The sequence below is a fragment of the Paenibacillus sp. 1781tsa1 genome (genome assembly GCF_024159265.1).
Taxonomy (GTDB): domain Bacteria; phylum Bacillota; class Bacilli; order Paenibacillales; family Paenibacillaceae; genus Paenibacillus.
Genome location: NZ_JAMYWY010000001.1, coordinates 2,969,329 through 2,986,952 on the forward strand (window position 1 = coordinate 2,969,329; position 17,624 = coordinate 2,986,952).

A 17,624-nucleotide genomic window follows, 5' to 3' on the forward strand; every position below is an offset into this window, starting at 1 on the left:
AATGTTAATGTTCTTCCTGCATGTCGGAGCGTATGATCACAATAAGTACGAGGCCGAGGAGTGAGGGAGTTGAACTACGTGACAGCGAAATCAAATGTTCGCATATGGGAAGAAACTAGAGATATTCCAACTTATGGTACAGGTAAACCGGACAAAAATCCGATGTTTCTTGAAAAAAGAATCTACCAGGGAAGTTCGGGTAAGGTGTACCCGCATCCCGTGATCGACAGCATTGAAGATGAGGCAAAAATAAAGTCGTATCGCTTAATTATTCTCGAAAATGAATATGTACGTATCGAGATGATGCCCGAACTGGGTGGAAGAATCTATCGTGCGTTGGATCGGACCAACAACTACGATTTTGTATATTATAACCGGGTCATTAAACCTGCACTTGTGGGTCTGGCAGGGCCATGGATTTCCGGGGGAATCGAATTCAACTGGCCACAGCATCATCGGCCCAACACATTTGGTCCAGTCGATTATACATTTGGCAGTAATGAAGATGGAAGCGCTACCGTGTGGGTGGGTGAGATTGATCGCATGTATGGTACCAAAATGACCGCTGGCTTCACATTACATCCCGGCAAAGCCTATCTTGAAATCCATGCCGAGGTATACAATCGCACCAGCGCTCCTCAAACTTTTCTATGGTGGGCCAACCCGGCTGTAGCTGTCAACGATCATACACAATCCGTGTTTCCACCGGATGTAACGGCTGTGCTGGACCATGGAAAACGGGACGTATCCCGCTTTCCTATCGCAACGGGCACCTATTACAAGATGGACTATTCTGAAGGTGTGGATATCTCGCGATACAAAAACATACCGGTTCCAACATCCTATATGGCGTATAAGTCGGATTATAATTTTGTAGGGGGTTATGATCACGGGGTTCAGGCAGGGCTGCTACATGTAGCTAATCATCATATTTCTCCAGGCAAGAAGCAATGGACCTGGGGTAACGGGGAATTCGGGCAAGCCTGGGATCGCCAGTTAACGGACGAGGATGGACCGTATATTGAATTAATGACAGGGATCTATACTGATAATCAGCCTGATTTTACGTGGTTGCAGCCCTATGAAGCCAAATCATTTTCACAGTATTTTATGCCGTATAAAGGAATTGGCATGGTCAAAAATGCAACGATTGATGCAGCGGTTAATCTGGAAATGGACGAAGCGACCGGAGCAGTAACCGTGATGGTATATGCGACGTCGGTTTTTGAACAAGTGACCATTGAAGTGATTGGACCAACCACGGTATATCTCCATGAGAAATGTAATATTTCACCTACGCAACTATATCAGTCTTCATTCCCGTGGAGCGGACAAGATGAATGGCATCAATTAAATTTAAGTGTTCGAACGGCGGAAGGAAAAGTACTTGTGGCCTATCAGCCTGAACGTTCTGAGATTCAGGAAGTCCCAGACCCGGCCACACCACTCCCGCTACCATCCGAGATTCGTACGAATGAACAACTATATCTGGCTGGTCTTCATTTGGAGCAATATCGGCATGCCACGTATGAACCAGAACCTTATTATCTGGAAGGCTTGACACGTGATGCAACGGATATTCGTCTAAATATTGCGTATGGCACATTGCTGCTGCGTAGAGGATTGTTTCAAGATGCAGAGAAGCATTTCAGACAGGCTGTACAATCGTTGACGTGGAAAAATACGAATCCATATGATAGTGAAGCTTTTTACCAACTCGGTCTGAGTTTGAAGCTGCAGGGGAAACAGGAAGCAGCCTACGCAGCACTGTATAAAGCCGTATGGTCTGCACAGTTTCAGGATACGGGTTATTACATGCTTGCTCAGATCGATACGGCGCTACATCGGGACATGGAAGCGCTGGATCATATCGAACGTTCGCTGATCCGTAACACTCGAAACTACAAGGCTCGGCATCTGAAGGTGGCTCTGCTGCGCAGATTGGGTCAGGATAAACGGGCCATCCAATATGCGGTTGAAACGTTGGAACTGGACCCGGTTGAATTTGGAGCCGCACATGAATTAGTCCTGATCTACAACGGAGCGATTGCATCTACAGAGAGCGAGCAAGCGGAGCAAGCACGTGAGCATTTCCATCGTCTGATGCGAGGAGACGTTCATAATTATCTAAACCTAGCCGCAGATTACGCGGATTGTGGATTGTGGGAAGAAGCATTGACGGTACTCTCCTATGTTGAATCCGAAAATTCACAGCCGTATCCTATGGTTGGTTATGCTCAAGCCTACGTGCATCGTCAACTGGGGGATCTGGAGCAGGCCCGGGAATGTAAAAAACAGGGGAAAGCTGCTCCAACGGATTATTGCTTTCCTAACACGTTATTTGAATTCATGGTGCTTCAGGATGTGGTGGCCATTGATCCGAATGATTCGCATGCTCACTATTACCTGGGAAATTGGTTATATGATCATAAACGCTATGAGGAAGCAATTACCCATTGGGAAGCTTCACGCGAGGAGAATGCTGCATTTTCGACTGTACATCGGAATCTGGGACTGGCTTATTATAACAAGCTGAATCGCCCCGATCTTGCACTGGCTTCATTAGAGGAAGCTTTCCGATTGGATTCACGGGATGCCCGAATCTTCTACGAGTTGGATCAATTGCACAAGAAGATAGGGTATTCTTGCGGGCGTCGAATCAAATTGCTGGAACAGCATATGGAGTTGGTTCACCACCGTGATGATCTGTATATCGAGTGGGTAACTCTATTGAATATGCAGGGTAGTCATCAGGAAGCATGGGATGCTCTTCGGGCACGGCGGTTTCATCCCTGGGAGGGCGGAGAAGGCAAGGTTACAGGACAATATGTTACAGCACTGACGGGACTGGCGAAACAACATTTGGAGAAACAACAACCTGAGCTAGCATTGGAGCTGCTGCAGAAGGCTTTGGTTTATCCAGAGAACTTAGGTGAAGGTAAGCTGGCTGGTGCCGGAGACAATCCCGTTTACTTTTATCTTGGCTGTGCCTACCAGCAACTGAAGAATAATCAGGCTGCAGAGGAGAATTTTCACAGAGCATCAATCGGTCTTAACGAACCGGCAAGCGCGATGTTTTATAATGATCAACCGCCGGAATCCATCTATTATCAGGGTCTGGCCTGGCAGAAACTTGGCAATGTGAAGGAAGCCAACAGGCGGTTCAACAAATGTATTGACTATGCCGAAAGACATATGCATGATCACATTCGAATGGATTATTTTGCGGTGTCTCTGCCCGATTTTCTAGTGTTTGACGACGACTTAGACCAGCGAAATGAAGAACATTGCCGGTATATGCGGGCACTGGGTCTTCTGGGACTGGGTCGGACGAGTGAAGCCGAACTTGAATTGGAGCAGGTTCTGGAGAAGAACCCCAATCATCAAGGGGCACTCATTCATCGATAATTGATAATCGATTCAACCCTATCCCATCTATACCGAAGGAGTTATATAATCCATGAACGATAGCATAGCAGGAAGCCAGATTCGTTTCGTACTGGATGCAAAAGATAAAGAGATTCATGCGGGTCGCATGGCGGGTAGTGGCGGCAAGAATCCACGAGGGGAGTCTTATGACTTTACCAACTATTATATGATCCGTAATGGTAAACCTCATATTCCCGTGGTAGGTGAATTTCATTTCTCCAGATTCGCTTACTTGCAGTGGGAAGAAGAATTACTGAAGATGAAAGCAGGCGGGGTGAATATCATCGCGTCCTATGTCTTCTGGAATTTTCATGAGGAGCAGGAAGGCGAATTTAATTGGTCAGGGAACCTGAACTTACGGCACTTCGTGGATCTGTGCGGCAAACATGAGCTGCCACTGATCGTGCGGATTGGTCCATTCTGTCATGGAGAAGTTCGTAATGGAGGGCTGCCAGATTGGTTATTCAGTTATCCATTTGAAGTGAGATCGAATGATGAAGGGTATCTGTATTATGCTAAGCGATTATATCGTGAGATTGCCCGTCAACTCAACGGCTGTTTTTATCAGGAGGGTGGCCTCATAATAGCCGTACAGTTGGAAAATGAGTATATGCATGCTGGGGCACCCATGGATGCCTGGGGTTATACACGTGACAAATATATTTCCTCTGGCCGGGATGGTCGTGAACATCTGAAGGTGCTTCGCAGTATTGCTGAAGAAGTCGGTATGCACCCCATGTTCTATACTGCCACGGCCTGGGGTAATGCTGCGGTGCCTGAAGAAGGAACGTTGCCCATGCTCGCGGGGTATGCGTACACACCATGGATTCCCAATCAGCCTCCAAGCCGAGAGTATTTATTCCGGGATCTGCATATGAATCCTGTTGAAGAAGTGGATTATGCCAGTCTGGAGTATCCAGCGGCGTATTGCGAACTTGCTGGCGGCATGCAGGTCAGTTATCACGCTCGGCCGGTTGTAGATGCGGACAGTGTTGAAGCAATGACCATTGTGAAACTAGCGAATGGCAGTAATCTGGTTGGATATTATATGTATCACGGTGGGACCAATCCGGTAGGGCAAAAAACGTATATGAACGAACAGGCATTGCCCAAAATGACGTATGATTACCAAGCCCCGCTCGGGGAGTTTGGACGTATTGGTGAATCGTATGACCGCATTCGAACCTTGTCCATGTTTCTGGAAGCATACGGTGAGCTGCTTGCGCCAATGGGCAGTGTTATACCGGAAGAGCAACATTCGATAACACCGGAGAACATGATGGATCTGCGCTGGTCTGTTCGTCAACGAGAAGGCTCAGGATTCCTATTCATGAATAATTATCAGGATCATGTGGCGTTGCCTGATCGGGATATACAATTGGAGCTGCATACTGGCAAAGGGGCTGCTTATTATCCAAGAGAAGGCACGATGCAGCTGAAATCCGGCATGGCAGTCATTCTGCCTTTCCATATGAATCTGAATGGAATGAAGATCATTAGTGCCACCGTTCAACCACTTACTCGATTTACGGTGAATAATGAGCTTACGGCTGTCTTTTATGCTCATGAAGGCATGAAACCTGAGTATGTTATGGACATATCATCTGTTACGAATGTGGATATGCCCGAAGGTACTGTATCCGAGCAGGGTAATGAAGTTGTGATTCACCCGATGGCAGGCAAGGAGCATCATCTGCGAATCACAACATCCGACGGTATGGTCATACGTATCATTACATTGACCCGTGAAGAGGCATTGCATGCCTACCGTTTCCGTGTGGGCGGAGAAGATAGACTTGTGATTAGCAGTAGTCATCTGTATGTGCAGAATGAGATGCTTATATGCAACTCCTTGGAGCAACCAGTGTTTGAGGTATCCTTCTATCCGGCTCCAGAGCATGTTTCAGCTTCGAAATATGCTGTGTCATCCCAGTCAAAGCAGGGAATTTTCGTCACGTACACATTACAAGTTTCGCCTTACGAGCCTGCTGTAGAGGTTAATCATCCCAAAGCGTATGCAGCAACATTGAGATTGGATACAGCGTGGCCAGAACACGTAGATGACGTATGGGTTGAGATTGATTATGAAGGAGACGTTGCAGCAGCACATATTCATAATCAGATGTTAACAGATCATATTCACTATGGGCATAGCTGGATGCTTGGTTTGAAGCAATCACGTCATTTGCTGGCCGATCGCGAGCTTCGTCTGTCCATAACCCCAATTCGAAGAGGGACGATTGAGAGTTATGTGAATCAGGCTTATGTGGAGCGGTTTGAGGGTGTGGAAATCGGGAAGTTTATTGAGATTCGGGTGAGACCGCATTACCGGGTTGGTCTGATAATAGCAGGTAGGGAAGACACTTCCTCGAAACCAAAGAGTACAAGAGTTAACTGACATTTATAATACAGAGGGTTCTTTCTCCGAACGGTTGTGAGGGGAAAGAGCCTTTTTTGATGTGTGGTGTAAAAAGAAAAGATTTCTATTCAATGGTAAAAAAGACTTGCTTAGTAAGCGTTTTCATTTTATTATAAATTCATAACCTTATCGATAAAGTTTAATTCAATTAAGTTATATAACTAAATAAGGTTATTTGTTTATTTTTTGCTACCCATTAAAACCTCTATTACCAATGATTTTAGTTAACTTATTGCCTAGAGCAGGGTTAATTGAAATAAAAAAATCAAATTCAGGAGGTTCCAAACGAATGGTTAATCTGAAAAAGTGTGCAATCTTCACGGTTATTGCTGCGCTCATGTTCATGGTATTGGGGAGTGCAGCCCCGAAAGCATCTGCTGCCACAGAATTTTATGTAAGTGGTAACAAGTTGTATGATTCCACAGGCAAGCCTTTTGTCATGAGAGGTGTTAATCACGGACATTCCTGGTTCAAAAATGATTTGAATACCGCTATCCCTGCAATTGCCAAAACAGGTGCCAATACAGTACGTATTGTTCTATCGAATGGTAGCCTGTACACCAAAGATGATCTGAACGCAGTTAAAAATATTATTAATGTGGTTAACCAAAATAAAATGATTGCTGTACTCGAAGTACATGACGCCACAGGGAAGGATGATTATAATTCTTTGGATGCGGCGGTGAACTACTGGATTAGCATTAAGGAAGCTTTGATTGGCAAAGAAGATCGGGTAATCGTTAATATCGCTAATGAATGGTATGGGACGTGGAATGGAAGTGCGTGGGCTGATGGTTACAAACAAGCCATTCCCAAACTAAGAAATGCGGGAATCAAAAATACGCTAATTGTGGATGCAGCCGGATGGGGACAGTTCCCTCAATCCATCGTGGATTATGGACAAAGTGTATTTGCAGCCGATTCTCAGAAAAATACTGTCTTCTCCATTCATATGTATGAGTATGCTGGCAAAGATGCTGCAACGGTCAAAGCCAATATGGAGAATGTGCTGAACAAAGGATTGGCACTGATCATTGGTGAATTCGGCGGATATCACACAAACGGTGATGTGGACGAGTATGCCATCATGAGATATGGTCAGGAAAAAGGGGTAGGCTGGCTTGCCTGGTCATGGTACGGAAACAGTTCCGGTCTGAACTATCTGGATATGGCCACAGGTCCGAATGGAAGCTTAACGAGCTTTGGTAACACTGTAGTTAATGATACCTACGGTATTAAAAACACTTCCCAAAAAGCGGGGATTTTCTAATCCGCCGATGAAACAGAACACTCTGACGTTCACGTCAGGGTGTTTTTTTAATAAAATGGCTCAATCGTTGATGGCTTTTGAATATTTCCGTTTAGTTTTAAAATATTTTGTTTTCAAAATAAAACAAAGATGTTAAACTCGTATCAGGAATAAAACAAACATTATCGGAGGGAAACAAATGGTACAGAGTTTATGGAATGCATCGCAGGCATCTGAGAAAACAACAGGACTTGAACAGCTGGTTTACAGATCCAATCTCATTGGTTCTGATCGCAGTGTATGTAACATATACGGTGGTAATACGTCTACCAAAACGACAGTGAAGGATTTTCGTGGTCGTGATGTAGAAGTAATGTATGTGAAAGGCAGCGGCTCAGATCTGGGTTCCATGGAAGCGAAGCATTTTACCGGACTTGGTCTTGAAGACATTCGACCATTAATTGAACGTGAATCCATGTCGGATGAAGAGATGGTTGAATATCTGGGACATTGCATGATTGATGCCAAGCACCCGCGTGCCTCCATCGAGACTCTTCTGCATGCGTTCCTTCCATATAAACATGTGGATCATACTCATCCGGATGCGATTATCAGCCTGTGTTGTGCGAATAACGGCAAGGAATTGGCGAAAGAGATCTACGGTGATCGTTTTGTGTGGGTGCCTTACGTACGTCCAGGGTTTACATTATCTAAAATGATTGCTGAAAGCGTATTCTCGAATCCCAATGCAGAACTCGTACTGATGGAAAAACACGGACTTGTGACTTGGGGAGAAACATCCGAGGAATGTTACGCTCAAACGATCAAGATTATCAATGAAGCAGAAGCTTTCATCGAAGCAAGGGTGAACGAAGAAAGTTTGTTTGGTGGTGTGAAACACCCGGCACTGGCCGCTGATGTTCGTCGTCAGATCGTATCACGTGTGATGCCAACGATTCGTGGAGCGGTATCAGATAGCAAAAAAATGATTTTGTCCTTTGATGATCAGGAGGACGTACTTGCTTTTGTAGGCGGAGCAGATTCCCCGGAATTGTCTCAGGTGGGTGCAGCTTGCCCGGACCATCTGGTACATACCAAAGTGGTACCTCTGTTCATCGATTGGATACCGGATGCGGAAGATATTGAAGGCTTAAAAGCCAAGCTGGTAGAAGGTGTAGCTGCCTACAAAGAGCAATATGAGCAGTATTTTGAGAGCAACAAAAACGAAGGTGATGTCATGTTCGAGGCGGCACCACGCGTTATCCTCATTCCTGGTGTGGGCATGATTAACACAGGCAAGAGCTGGGCGCTTTCCCAAGTAAGCGGAGCGTTGTATCACAGAGCGATTGCCGTTATGCGTGGAGCGACTAGCTTGGGCCAATTCGTATCGCTCAGTGCAAACGAATCTTACAATGTGGAGTACTGGCCGCTGGAACTGTACAAATTGTCTCTGGCTCCGGCAGAAACGGAGTTCTCCCGTAAAGTGGCGTTTATTACAGGCGGAGCAGGTGGTATCGGTAGTGAAACAGCGCGTAGATTGGTATCCGAAGGCGCTCATGTGGTGCTCGCTGATCTTAATCTCGAAGGCGCACAGAAGGTAGCACAGGAAATTAATGATCAGTACGGTGCGAATCGTGCTTATGCGCTGAAAATGGACGTGACCGATGAGGAAGCCGTTCAATCTGCTTATGCGGATGTTGCGGTGCAATATGGCGGAGTGGATATCATCGTGAACAATGCAGGATTGGCCACATCCAGCCCGTTTGACGAAACATCCCTGAAAGAATGGAACCTGAACATGAATGTGCTGGGCACAGGGTATTTCCTCGTGGCTCGTGAAGCGTTCAAGCTGATGAAACAACAGGGTATTGGGGGAAGCATGGTATTTATCGGGTCCAAGAACTCGGTGTATGCAGGTAAAAGTGCCTCGGCTTACAGTTCAGCGAAAGCGCTGGAAGCGCATCTGGCACGCTGCATTGCCGCAGAAGGTGGAGAGTATGGCATTCGTGTCAACACGATTCTCCCGGATGCCATTCTACAGGGTTCAGCCATCTGGAACGGTTCCTGGAGAAATGAACGAGCAGCGGCATATGGAATTGAACCGGACCAATTGGAAGAGTATTATCGCAAACGGACGACATTGCTCGTGAATATCTATCCAAGAGATATTGCGGAAGGAATTGCATTCTTTGCTTCTTCGAAATCCGAAAAAACAACCGGTTGCATGATGACCATTGATGGCGGTGTACCAGCAGCATTTACACGTTAAAATAGGAGGGTTCTTGCGGATGGATAACCAAGTCAAGCAAGCATATGAAGCAGCCAAGACATTGTATGCCCAGCACGGAATTGACACGGACGAGGTGCTGAACAGACTCGCGGAGATCAAAGTATCCGTACACTGTTGGCAAGGCGATGATGTTAAAGGTTTTCTGAATAAAGATGGCGAGTTAACAGGAGGTATTTCCGTTACAGGTCAATATCCGGGGGCTGCGACCACACCAGCAGAACTTCGTAACGATCTGGAGCAAGCTTTTGCTCTGATTCCCGGTAAACATAAGGTCAATCTGCATGCGATTTACACGGATACAGACGAACAGGTTGAACTGGATCAGATTGAGCCAAAGCATTATGAGAACTGGGTGAAATGGGCGAAAGAACAAGGACTCGGCTTGGACTTCAACCCAACATGTTTTTCCCATGAAAAATCAAGTGACGGGTTCACGCTCAGTCATCCAGACCCTGAGATTCGCAAATTTTGGATTGATCACTGCAAGGCCTCCCGCCGGATTGGTGCTTACTTCGGAGAACAGCTTGGTCAGACTTGTGTAACCAATGTATGGGTACCGGACGGGTTCAAGGATAATCCGGTTGATCGGTTGACACCACGCAAACGTCTCAAGGCATCGCTGGACGAAGTATTCGGCGAACCACTTAACCCGGAGCATAACCTGGACGCGGTAGAGAGCAAGCTGTTTGGTCTGGGTTCGGAAGCCTATGTGGTGGGTTCTCATGAATTTTATATGGGTTATGGTTTGCAAAATGATACGTTAATCTGCCTGGATGCGGGTCATTTCCATCCAACAGAGGTTATTTCCAATAAACTGTCGTCCTTGTCTTTGTTTACAAGTGGCATTCTGCTTCACGTAAGCCGCCCGATGCGCTGGGATAGTGACCACGTCGTAATCATGGACGATGAGTTGCTGGAAATTGCCCGTGAACTGGTTCGACATGATCTGCTTGCGACCACACATATTGGACTGGATTTCTTCGATGCAAGCATTAACCGTGTAGCTGCATGGGTTGTGGGTACTCGCAATACGATCAAAGCCCTTCTCCGTGCGATGCTGGAACCGGTGGATGCTCTGAAACAAGCTGAGTTGGATGGAGATTACACCTTGCGTCTCGCGTTAACGGAAGAGTTCAAATCCTATCCGTTTGGCGCAATCTGGGACTACTATTGTGCTAGGCAGGGAGTGCCTGTTCGTGAAAAGTGGATCACCGATATTAAAACCTATGAACAAGACGTATTGCTACAGCGTGATAAATCGTTGGTGTAATTATAAACCACTGCGGAATGAAATTCCGTGGTGGTTTTTTTGGCATAATCACTTCGAAATGCATAAGTGAGGCGATTGCTTCCATACTAGGAATATAGATCCGTATCGCATACGTTTGCCACGCAGAGGAGGAGTAATAGCGTTGAATCTAGCCCACAACAAACTGTATATCGCTGCACTTGGCGGCGTGAATGAAATAGGGAAGAATATGTATCTGATCCAGTACAATCAGGACATCATTGTGATTGACTGTGGTTCGAAGTTTCCCGATGAGACATTGCCTGGGATTGATCTAATCATTCCGGATGTTGCGTATCTGCTGGAGAATCTGGATAAAGTAAGGGGTCTTGTGGTAACCCACGGACATGAAGATCACATCGGTGGCATTCCCTATTTGTTAAAACAAATGAACATCCCCGTGTATGCATCCAGGCTCACTCGAGGGTTGATCGAGCTTAAACTGAAAGAGCATGGACTTCTTCGCAAGGCGGACCTGCATACAATCGATGCTCACTCCAGCATTACGCTGGGAGGAATCGAGGTTTCCTTTTTCGCAACCAGTCATAGTATACCGGATTGTCTTGGTATCTTCTTTAAGACCCCGGCGGGCAATGTCGTGCATACCGGAGATTTCAAATTTGATATGTCTCCTGTACATGGACCTTTCCCGGATCTGCACCGCATGGCCGAGATTGGCAAACAGGGTGTCCATATTTTGCTCTCCGAGAGTACCAATGCAGAAAGACCTGGATTTACACCTTCCGAGCGTGTTGTGGGAGACCACATTCTGGATGCCTTTATCCGTGCAAAACAAAAAGTATTTATCTCTACTTTTGCGTCAAATGTCAGCAGAGTACAGCAGATTGTGAATGCAGCATTCGAGACAGGTCGCAAACTGGCACTGTTGGGCAGAAGTATGGTGAATGTAGTATCGGTGGCCAGTGAATTGGGTTATCTGCAAGTTCCTGACGGATTGTTGATTGAAGCCATCGACTCGGACCAGTTTCCACCTGAACAGGTTGTTGTCTTATGTACAGGTAGCCAGGGAGAAGCGATGGCAGCATTATCACGTCTGGCATCCGGTAAGCATCCACATGTAAGAATTAACGCTGGGGACACGGTCATTATTGCGGCCGGAGCCATTCCTGGCAATGAACGGAATCTTGCACATGTCATTGATAACCTGTATGTTCTCGGAGCACGTGTGATATATGGTTCAAGTGGTGCAGCAGGAATGCATGTATCGGGACACGGCAGTCAGGAAGAGCTCAAATTGATGTTGACCCTGATGAAACCGGATTATCTGATCCCGATTCACGGAGAGTTCCGCATGTTGTATCAGCACAGGCTGCTTGCCGAGTCCGTAGGTATAGAACGTGATCATGTGTTTATCGTGAATAACGGGGATATGATCCAGTATAAAGACGGCACTGCTTCTCTAGGTCCCAAAATTGCATCAGGAAACAGTCTCGTAGACGGTCTGATCATGGGTGATGTCGGCAATATTGTACTGCGTGATCGCAGGCAACTGTCGTCCGATGGTATGTTGGTGATTGTAACTACATTAAGCAAAACGGAAAAACAGATGGTCACGTCACCCGAAATTATCTCCAGAGGGTTTGTGTTCGTCAAGGACTCGGAAGAATTCATGCATGAAATTCATGAGCTGGTTCTAAACCGGATGGCTGAGTTGACCGCGTCTAGCGTGAATCAGTGGAATGTGATCAAAAGAAAGCTAAAAGACGAGATTGGTCACTATATCTACGCTCAAACAAAGAGAAGACCTATGATCTTGCCTATTATTATTGAAGTCTGAGATGTAGGAAGTAGCGAGCGTGCCTGTGTTAGTGATCTGAGCATAAAGTGTATACGAAAGTTTAACAGCCTGATGAATGTCGGATCATACTTCTGTATGAACGTCACATTGATATCGGGCTTTTGCTATTACATCGAGAACCTACGATAAATGTACGATAAACGGAGGTGAATCTAATTCGCCATGGCTTTGCGATTCGAAGTATAATAAAAGGTAAACTATATGAATTGAACTGAACATTCACATAAGAACGAAGAGGACAGAAAGAACCTGTAGAAGCGGAGCTAAAAGCTTTCTGAAAGAAAGCTACATCGGAAGCATACGCCTCGCCTTTTATCTCCGGATGTTCACCTTTGAAAAAGGAAATCAAAACATCTGGGGATAACAGCGATCGGAAGATTGTTCTGTCATCGGAGTGGTAAGTGTGGATATTCTTGAGTTCAATCTATATAGCTAATAGAAACAAGAGGAGTCTTTATGAATAAAACGATTTCTGATATCGCTCAGATGGCAGGTGTGGCGAAAAGCACGGTCTCTCGCTATCTGAATGGCGGATCTGTTAGTGAGGATACACGTCAGAAGATTGAGCGTATTATCAAACAATACAATTATGTCCCAAACACTTTTGCACAGAGTTTAAAGGCGAAGAAGACCAGTATCATTGGTACGGTTGTGCCACGTCTCGATTCTTTTGCGACATCCCAGACATTGATCGGAATTGATGAAGAGCTGCGCAGTAATCAATATCAGATGCTGATCGCTAATACGAGTCAGGACATGCAGCGCGAGATTGATGCCATTTATGATTTTGCACGACAGAAGGTATCGGGTATTATTCTGCTGGCTGCTGAAGTGACTGAAGCACATCTGAAGGCCGTTGATGATATACGGATTCCGGTGTTATTGGTGGGGCAGCAGCATGAGCAATTACATAGTCTGGTTCACAATGATGATCAGGCTGGCTATGAAATGGGCAAATATGTTGTCGAACAGGGTCACCGCAAGATCGTGTATATGGGAGTTAGCGAGAAGGATCGGGCGGTAGGGATCTATCGCAAACAGGGGTTCCAGCGAGCAATCGCCGAGTGTGATGGATGTGAAGTGAAGTATTATGAGACAAGCTTCAAGATGTCTGAAGCCATCGTGACCGCTGAAGCCATCCTGAAAGAGATCACACCAACAATCATTGTAGGGGCTACGGATAATATCGCACTGGGTGTGATGAAGATTGCGTTCTCCAATAAAATTCGCATACCGCAAGATTTGTCTGTTACCGGATTTGGCGGATATGATATTACGGAGATGATTCATCCCACGCTGACTACTGTGAAATATCATTATTTGCAGGCAGGCAAAGTAGCGGCGAATCACATTATTCGTCTGGTCAAAGGCGAGTCGGTGGAGGAACGAACAACACTGGACGTAGAACTAATTCCTCGAGAAAGCGTTGACAAATTATAAAAACATCATTTATGATAATTCCATCGAACCGGTTCCACAGTGAATATCCAATACGGATATGCGAACACGGGCAGGCATTAATGCCAAATGGAATTATTTTTTTGTGCCGATTGGAACCGGTTCCTATATTTTGAATGGAGAACAGCTATGAAAATGACTAGAGAGCAGCGCTACAGACGAATTGAGCAAGCTGAGCCTGGTGAGATTGCGAAGCTTGAAGCACAGATATCCGAGTGTCCTTGGAGACAGAGTTACCATATTCAGCCTGTAACAGGTCTGCTTAATGATCCTAACGGTTTTGTATATTATAAAGGCTATTATCATCTGTTCTATCAGTGGTTTCCACTTGGAACAGAACACGGCATGAAATACTGGTATCATACCCGCTCGAACAATCTGGTGAACTGGGAAAATATCGGGATTGGAATCGAACCGGGTGGCAGATATGACTCACACGGAGCTTATTCCGGCAGTGCGATTGAAAAAGACGGCAACCTGCACTTGCTGTACACAGGCAATACGAGGGATGAGGCTTGGGTCAGACATCCGTATCAATGCTTGGCAGTCATGGATGAAAGCGGTTCAGTAACCAAACTGAATTATCCCGTAATCTCGTCTGTTCCAGCCGGATACACGGAACACTTCAGAGATCCCAAAGTGTGGCAACAAGGAGACACATATTATTGTGTAATTGGTGCGCAGAGAACAGACGAGACGGGATGTACGGTACTGTATCGCTCAATTGATCTGAACAACTGGGAGTTTCTTGGTGAAATTCGCACGCAATTAACCTCCTTTGGTTACATGTGGGAGTGCCCGGATTATATGGAGATGGACGGGAAAGGTGTACTTGTTTTTTCTCCACAAGGCTTAGATGCTGCGGGAGATCACTATCAGAATATTTTTCAGTCCGGTTATCTAATCGGTGAGCCGCTCGATCTCCAGACGAGAGAGTTCAATCATGGTGAATTTCAGGAGTTGGATCGTGGATTCGACTTCTATGCTCCGCAAACCATGCAGGGCCCGGACGGAAGACGTATCCTGGTTGGTTGGATGGGTCTTCCCGATCTGGCGTATCCGACAGATGATAACGGTTGGGCACATTGCCTGACCATTCCTCGGCAATTGACACTACGAGACGGGAAGTTAATTCAACAACCGGTTGCTGAAATGATCCAATTGCGTCAACAGGAGAAAGGCACTCATATTCGCGCAACGATTGATAATGAGAGTCGATCTTTCACAGGTTTCTATGGAATTTCATATGAGCTGATATGTGAGATAAGCCATGTAGAAGCAGAGATTGTCGGCATCGAATTCCGAGCAAGTGGAACTGAGAAAACGGTTCTTTTGTATGATCGGATTCAGCAGAAAGTTATTCTGGATCGGACGATGTCTGGTGCCGAGCTGGCAGAGCAAAATGGCGCTGTACGGCGGTGCGCGCTTACTGCGGACGTAATTAAGTTCCATCTGTTCGTAGATGCATCTTCAGTGGAGATCTTTGTGAACGATGGGGAAGAGGTCTTTACCAGCCGCATTTTCCCAAGTCGGGACAGCGTGGATATTCGTTTCTTTGCACACGGAGGCAAAGCTGATTTTGAAGCAACACAATGGCATTATTAAGTATTACGTGAGAGGAATGAGATAACATGTCGGAGAATCAACGGATTGCCCAGGAAGTCATTCATGCCATCGGGGGCAAAGAGAATATCGCATCATTTGCACACTGTGCAACACGCCTTCGCATCATGGTGAAAGATAAAGAGAAGATTGACCAGAAAACGGTCGAGAACATCGAAAAGGTGAAAGGGGCTTTTTTCAACTCGGGTCAATATCAGATTATCTTTGGTACGGGAACGGTGAATCGAATCTTTGAAGAGGTTGAGAAGCTGGGAATCGAAGGATCGTCCAAGGATGATGTGAAGAGTCAGGGAAAAAAGGAAGGAAATGCTTTTCAGCGAGCTATCCGCACATTTGGTGACGTATTCGTTCCCATTATTCCCGTACTGGTAGCTACAGGATTGTTCATGGGATTACGCGGATTACTTACCCAGAATGAAATTCTGGCGTTGTTCGGTGCAACACCTGATGATATCTCTTCCAATTTCCTTTTGTTCACTCAGATTCTGACGGATACGGCATTTGCGTTTCTGCCTGCACTTGTAGCTTGGTCCGCATTCCGCGTATTCGGTGGAAGTCCGGTACTTGGTATCGTACTGGGGCTAATGCTGGTTAATCCGGCATTACCCAATGCTTACGCGGTGGCGGATGGATCAGCCCAGCCGCTGCATATGTTCGGTTTTATACCTGTCGTGGGTTATCAGGGATCGGTTCTGCCTGCGTTCTTCGTAGGTTTGATTGGAGCCAAGTTCGAGAAGGTACTAAGAAGACGGGTGCCTGAGGCACTGGACTTGATTCTGACTCCTTTTATTACGTTAACGGTTATGATTACGCTTGGACTGTTCGCGATTGGTCCTGTGTTCCATTCCCTGGAAGAGTGGGTACTGCATGGAACAACAGCCGTATTGGATCTTCCGTTTGGCATCGCAGGTATTATCATTGGATTCTTCCATCAGATTATTGTCGTTACCGGTGTGCATCACATCTTTAATTTCCTGGAGATTCAACTGCTCGAGAAGACTGGATTTAATCCGTTCAACGCGATCATCACTTGTGCCATGGCAGCACAAGGAGCCGCTTGTCTTGCGGTAGGTCTGAAGACCAAAAATATGAAACTCAAAGCACTGGCATTACCTTCGTCATTGTCTGCATTTCTGGGCATTACCGAGCCAGCCATCTTCGGTGTTAACTTGCGTTATATGAAACCATTTATTATGGGACTGGTTGGTGGTGGTGTGGGTGGTTTCATCGCTTCCCTGTTCCATCTGCAAGGTACAGGCATGGCAGTAACGGTTATTCCTGGGACATTGCTCTATCTCAACAGCCAACTGCCGTTGTATATCTTGTCCAACGTGGTTGCCATGGCTATTGCTTTTGCACTTACCTGGTTCTTCGGATATAAGGATCAACCGATTGCAGAGGAATCGGTGAGCCATGACAACAGTGGAGTAACATCAGTTGAAGCTCATGCAGTGGATTCTAATCCGCGCGCTAATTCAGTTACCGATGCTGTTATAAGCAATCGTCCTAAGGTAGATCTGCTCGAAATAGCTTCGCCGATGAATGGTACCGTCGTTGCTTTGGAACAGGTTCCTGATCCGGCGTTCTCGGAAAAACATATGGGTGAGGGCATTGCCATTGAGCCATCAGAAGGTAAAGTGTATGCACCGTTTGATGGTGTGATCGCACATGTCATGAACAAGAGTAAACATGCGGTGATTCTGGAGCATGAGACAAGTGTACAGATGCTGGTTCATATCGGAATTAATACGGTTGGACTCAAAGGAAACGGTTTTACTGCGCATGTGAATAGCGGAGATCGTGTAACTGCAGGACAATTATTGATCGAATTCGACATGGATGTCATTCAGGCTGCGGGTCTGCCGTTGATTACACCTGTGCTGATTCCAAGCGGGAATGAAGCAATAACAAATGTTGCTGCAACCTCAACTGGTCGTGTGCAAGCCAATGGGGAAGCAATACTTATTGTGAAGTTCAATGAACCTCAATAATTGATCGTTTGAAATAGAGATGTATTATTACATGGCTCATTAAAGTACTAATCATAAA

Annotated in this window: 9 protein-coding genes; all 9 read left to right on the top strand. The window is 45.9% G+C overall.

The features are described from left to right. Window positions 1-69: 69 nt before the first annotated feature. The 9 genes from NKT06_RS13345 (at window position 70) to NKT06_RS13385 (ending at window position 17,566) form a co-directional block, all read left to right on the top strand. Window positions 70-3,408, top strand: a complete 3,339-nt coding sequence (locus tag NKT06_RS13345; protein WP_253434854.1) for a DUF5107 domain-containing protein — start codon at window positions 70-72, stop codon at window positions 3,406-3,408. A 52-nt stretch (window positions 3,409-3,460) separates the two neighbouring features. Next, entirely contained in the window at window positions 3,461-5,827 is a 2,367-nt protein-coding gene (locus tag NKT06_RS13350) for a beta-galactosidase (RefSeq protein WP_253434856.1), read from the top strand. A gap of 310 nt (window positions 5,828-6,137) precedes the next feature. After that, window positions 6,138-7,118: a glycoside hydrolase family 5 protein gene (locus NKT06_RS13355; RefSeq protein WP_253434859.1), complete on the top strand. Its 981-nt coding sequence runs from the start codon at window positions 6,138-6,140 to the stop codon at window positions 7,116-7,118. Window positions 7,119-7,296: 178 nt separating this feature from the next. Further along, entirely contained in the window at window positions 7,297-9,366 is a 2,070-nt protein-coding gene (locus tag NKT06_RS13360; RefSeq protein WP_253434862.1) for a bifunctional aldolase/short-chain dehydrogenase, read from the top strand. A 19-nt stretch (window positions 9,367-9,385) separates the two neighbouring features. Then, a complete protein-coding gene (gene rhaA, locus NKT06_RS13365) occupies window positions 9,386-10,657 on the top strand; it encodes an L-rhamnose isomerase (protein ID WP_253434865.1) in 1,272 nt (423 codons plus the stop codon). A gap of 142 nt (window positions 10,658-10,799) precedes the next feature. Continuing rightward, window positions 10,800-12,473 carry a ribonuclease J gene (locus NKT06_RS13370; RefSeq protein ID WP_253434868.1) on the top strand — a complete coding sequence of 558 codons (1,674 nt, stop codon included), beginning with the start codon at window positions 10,800-10,802 and terminating at the stop codon, window positions 12,471-12,473. Window positions 12,474-12,950: 477 nt separating this feature from the next. Then, window positions 12,951-13,934: a LacI family DNA-binding transcriptional regulator gene (locus tag NKT06_RS13375; RefSeq protein ID WP_253434871.1), complete on the top strand. Its 984-nt coding sequence runs from the start codon at window positions 12,951-12,953 to the stop codon at window positions 13,932-13,934. Between the two features lie 147 nt (window positions 13,935-14,081). Next, window positions 14,082-15,557, top strand: coding sequence for a glycoside hydrolase family 32 protein (locus NKT06_RS13380; protein WP_253434874.1), 1,476 nt, complete (start codon window positions 14,082-14,084; stop codon window positions 15,555-15,557). 26 nt (window positions 15,558-15,583) lie between these two features. Continuing rightward, complete coding sequence (locus tag NKT06_RS13385; RefSeq protein ID WP_253434876.1) at window positions 15,584-17,566, top strand: sucrose-specific PTS transporter subunit IIBC; 1,983 nt, start codon at window positions 15,584-15,586, stop codon at window positions 17,564-17,566. Window positions 17,567-17,624 lie beyond the last annotated feature (58 nt).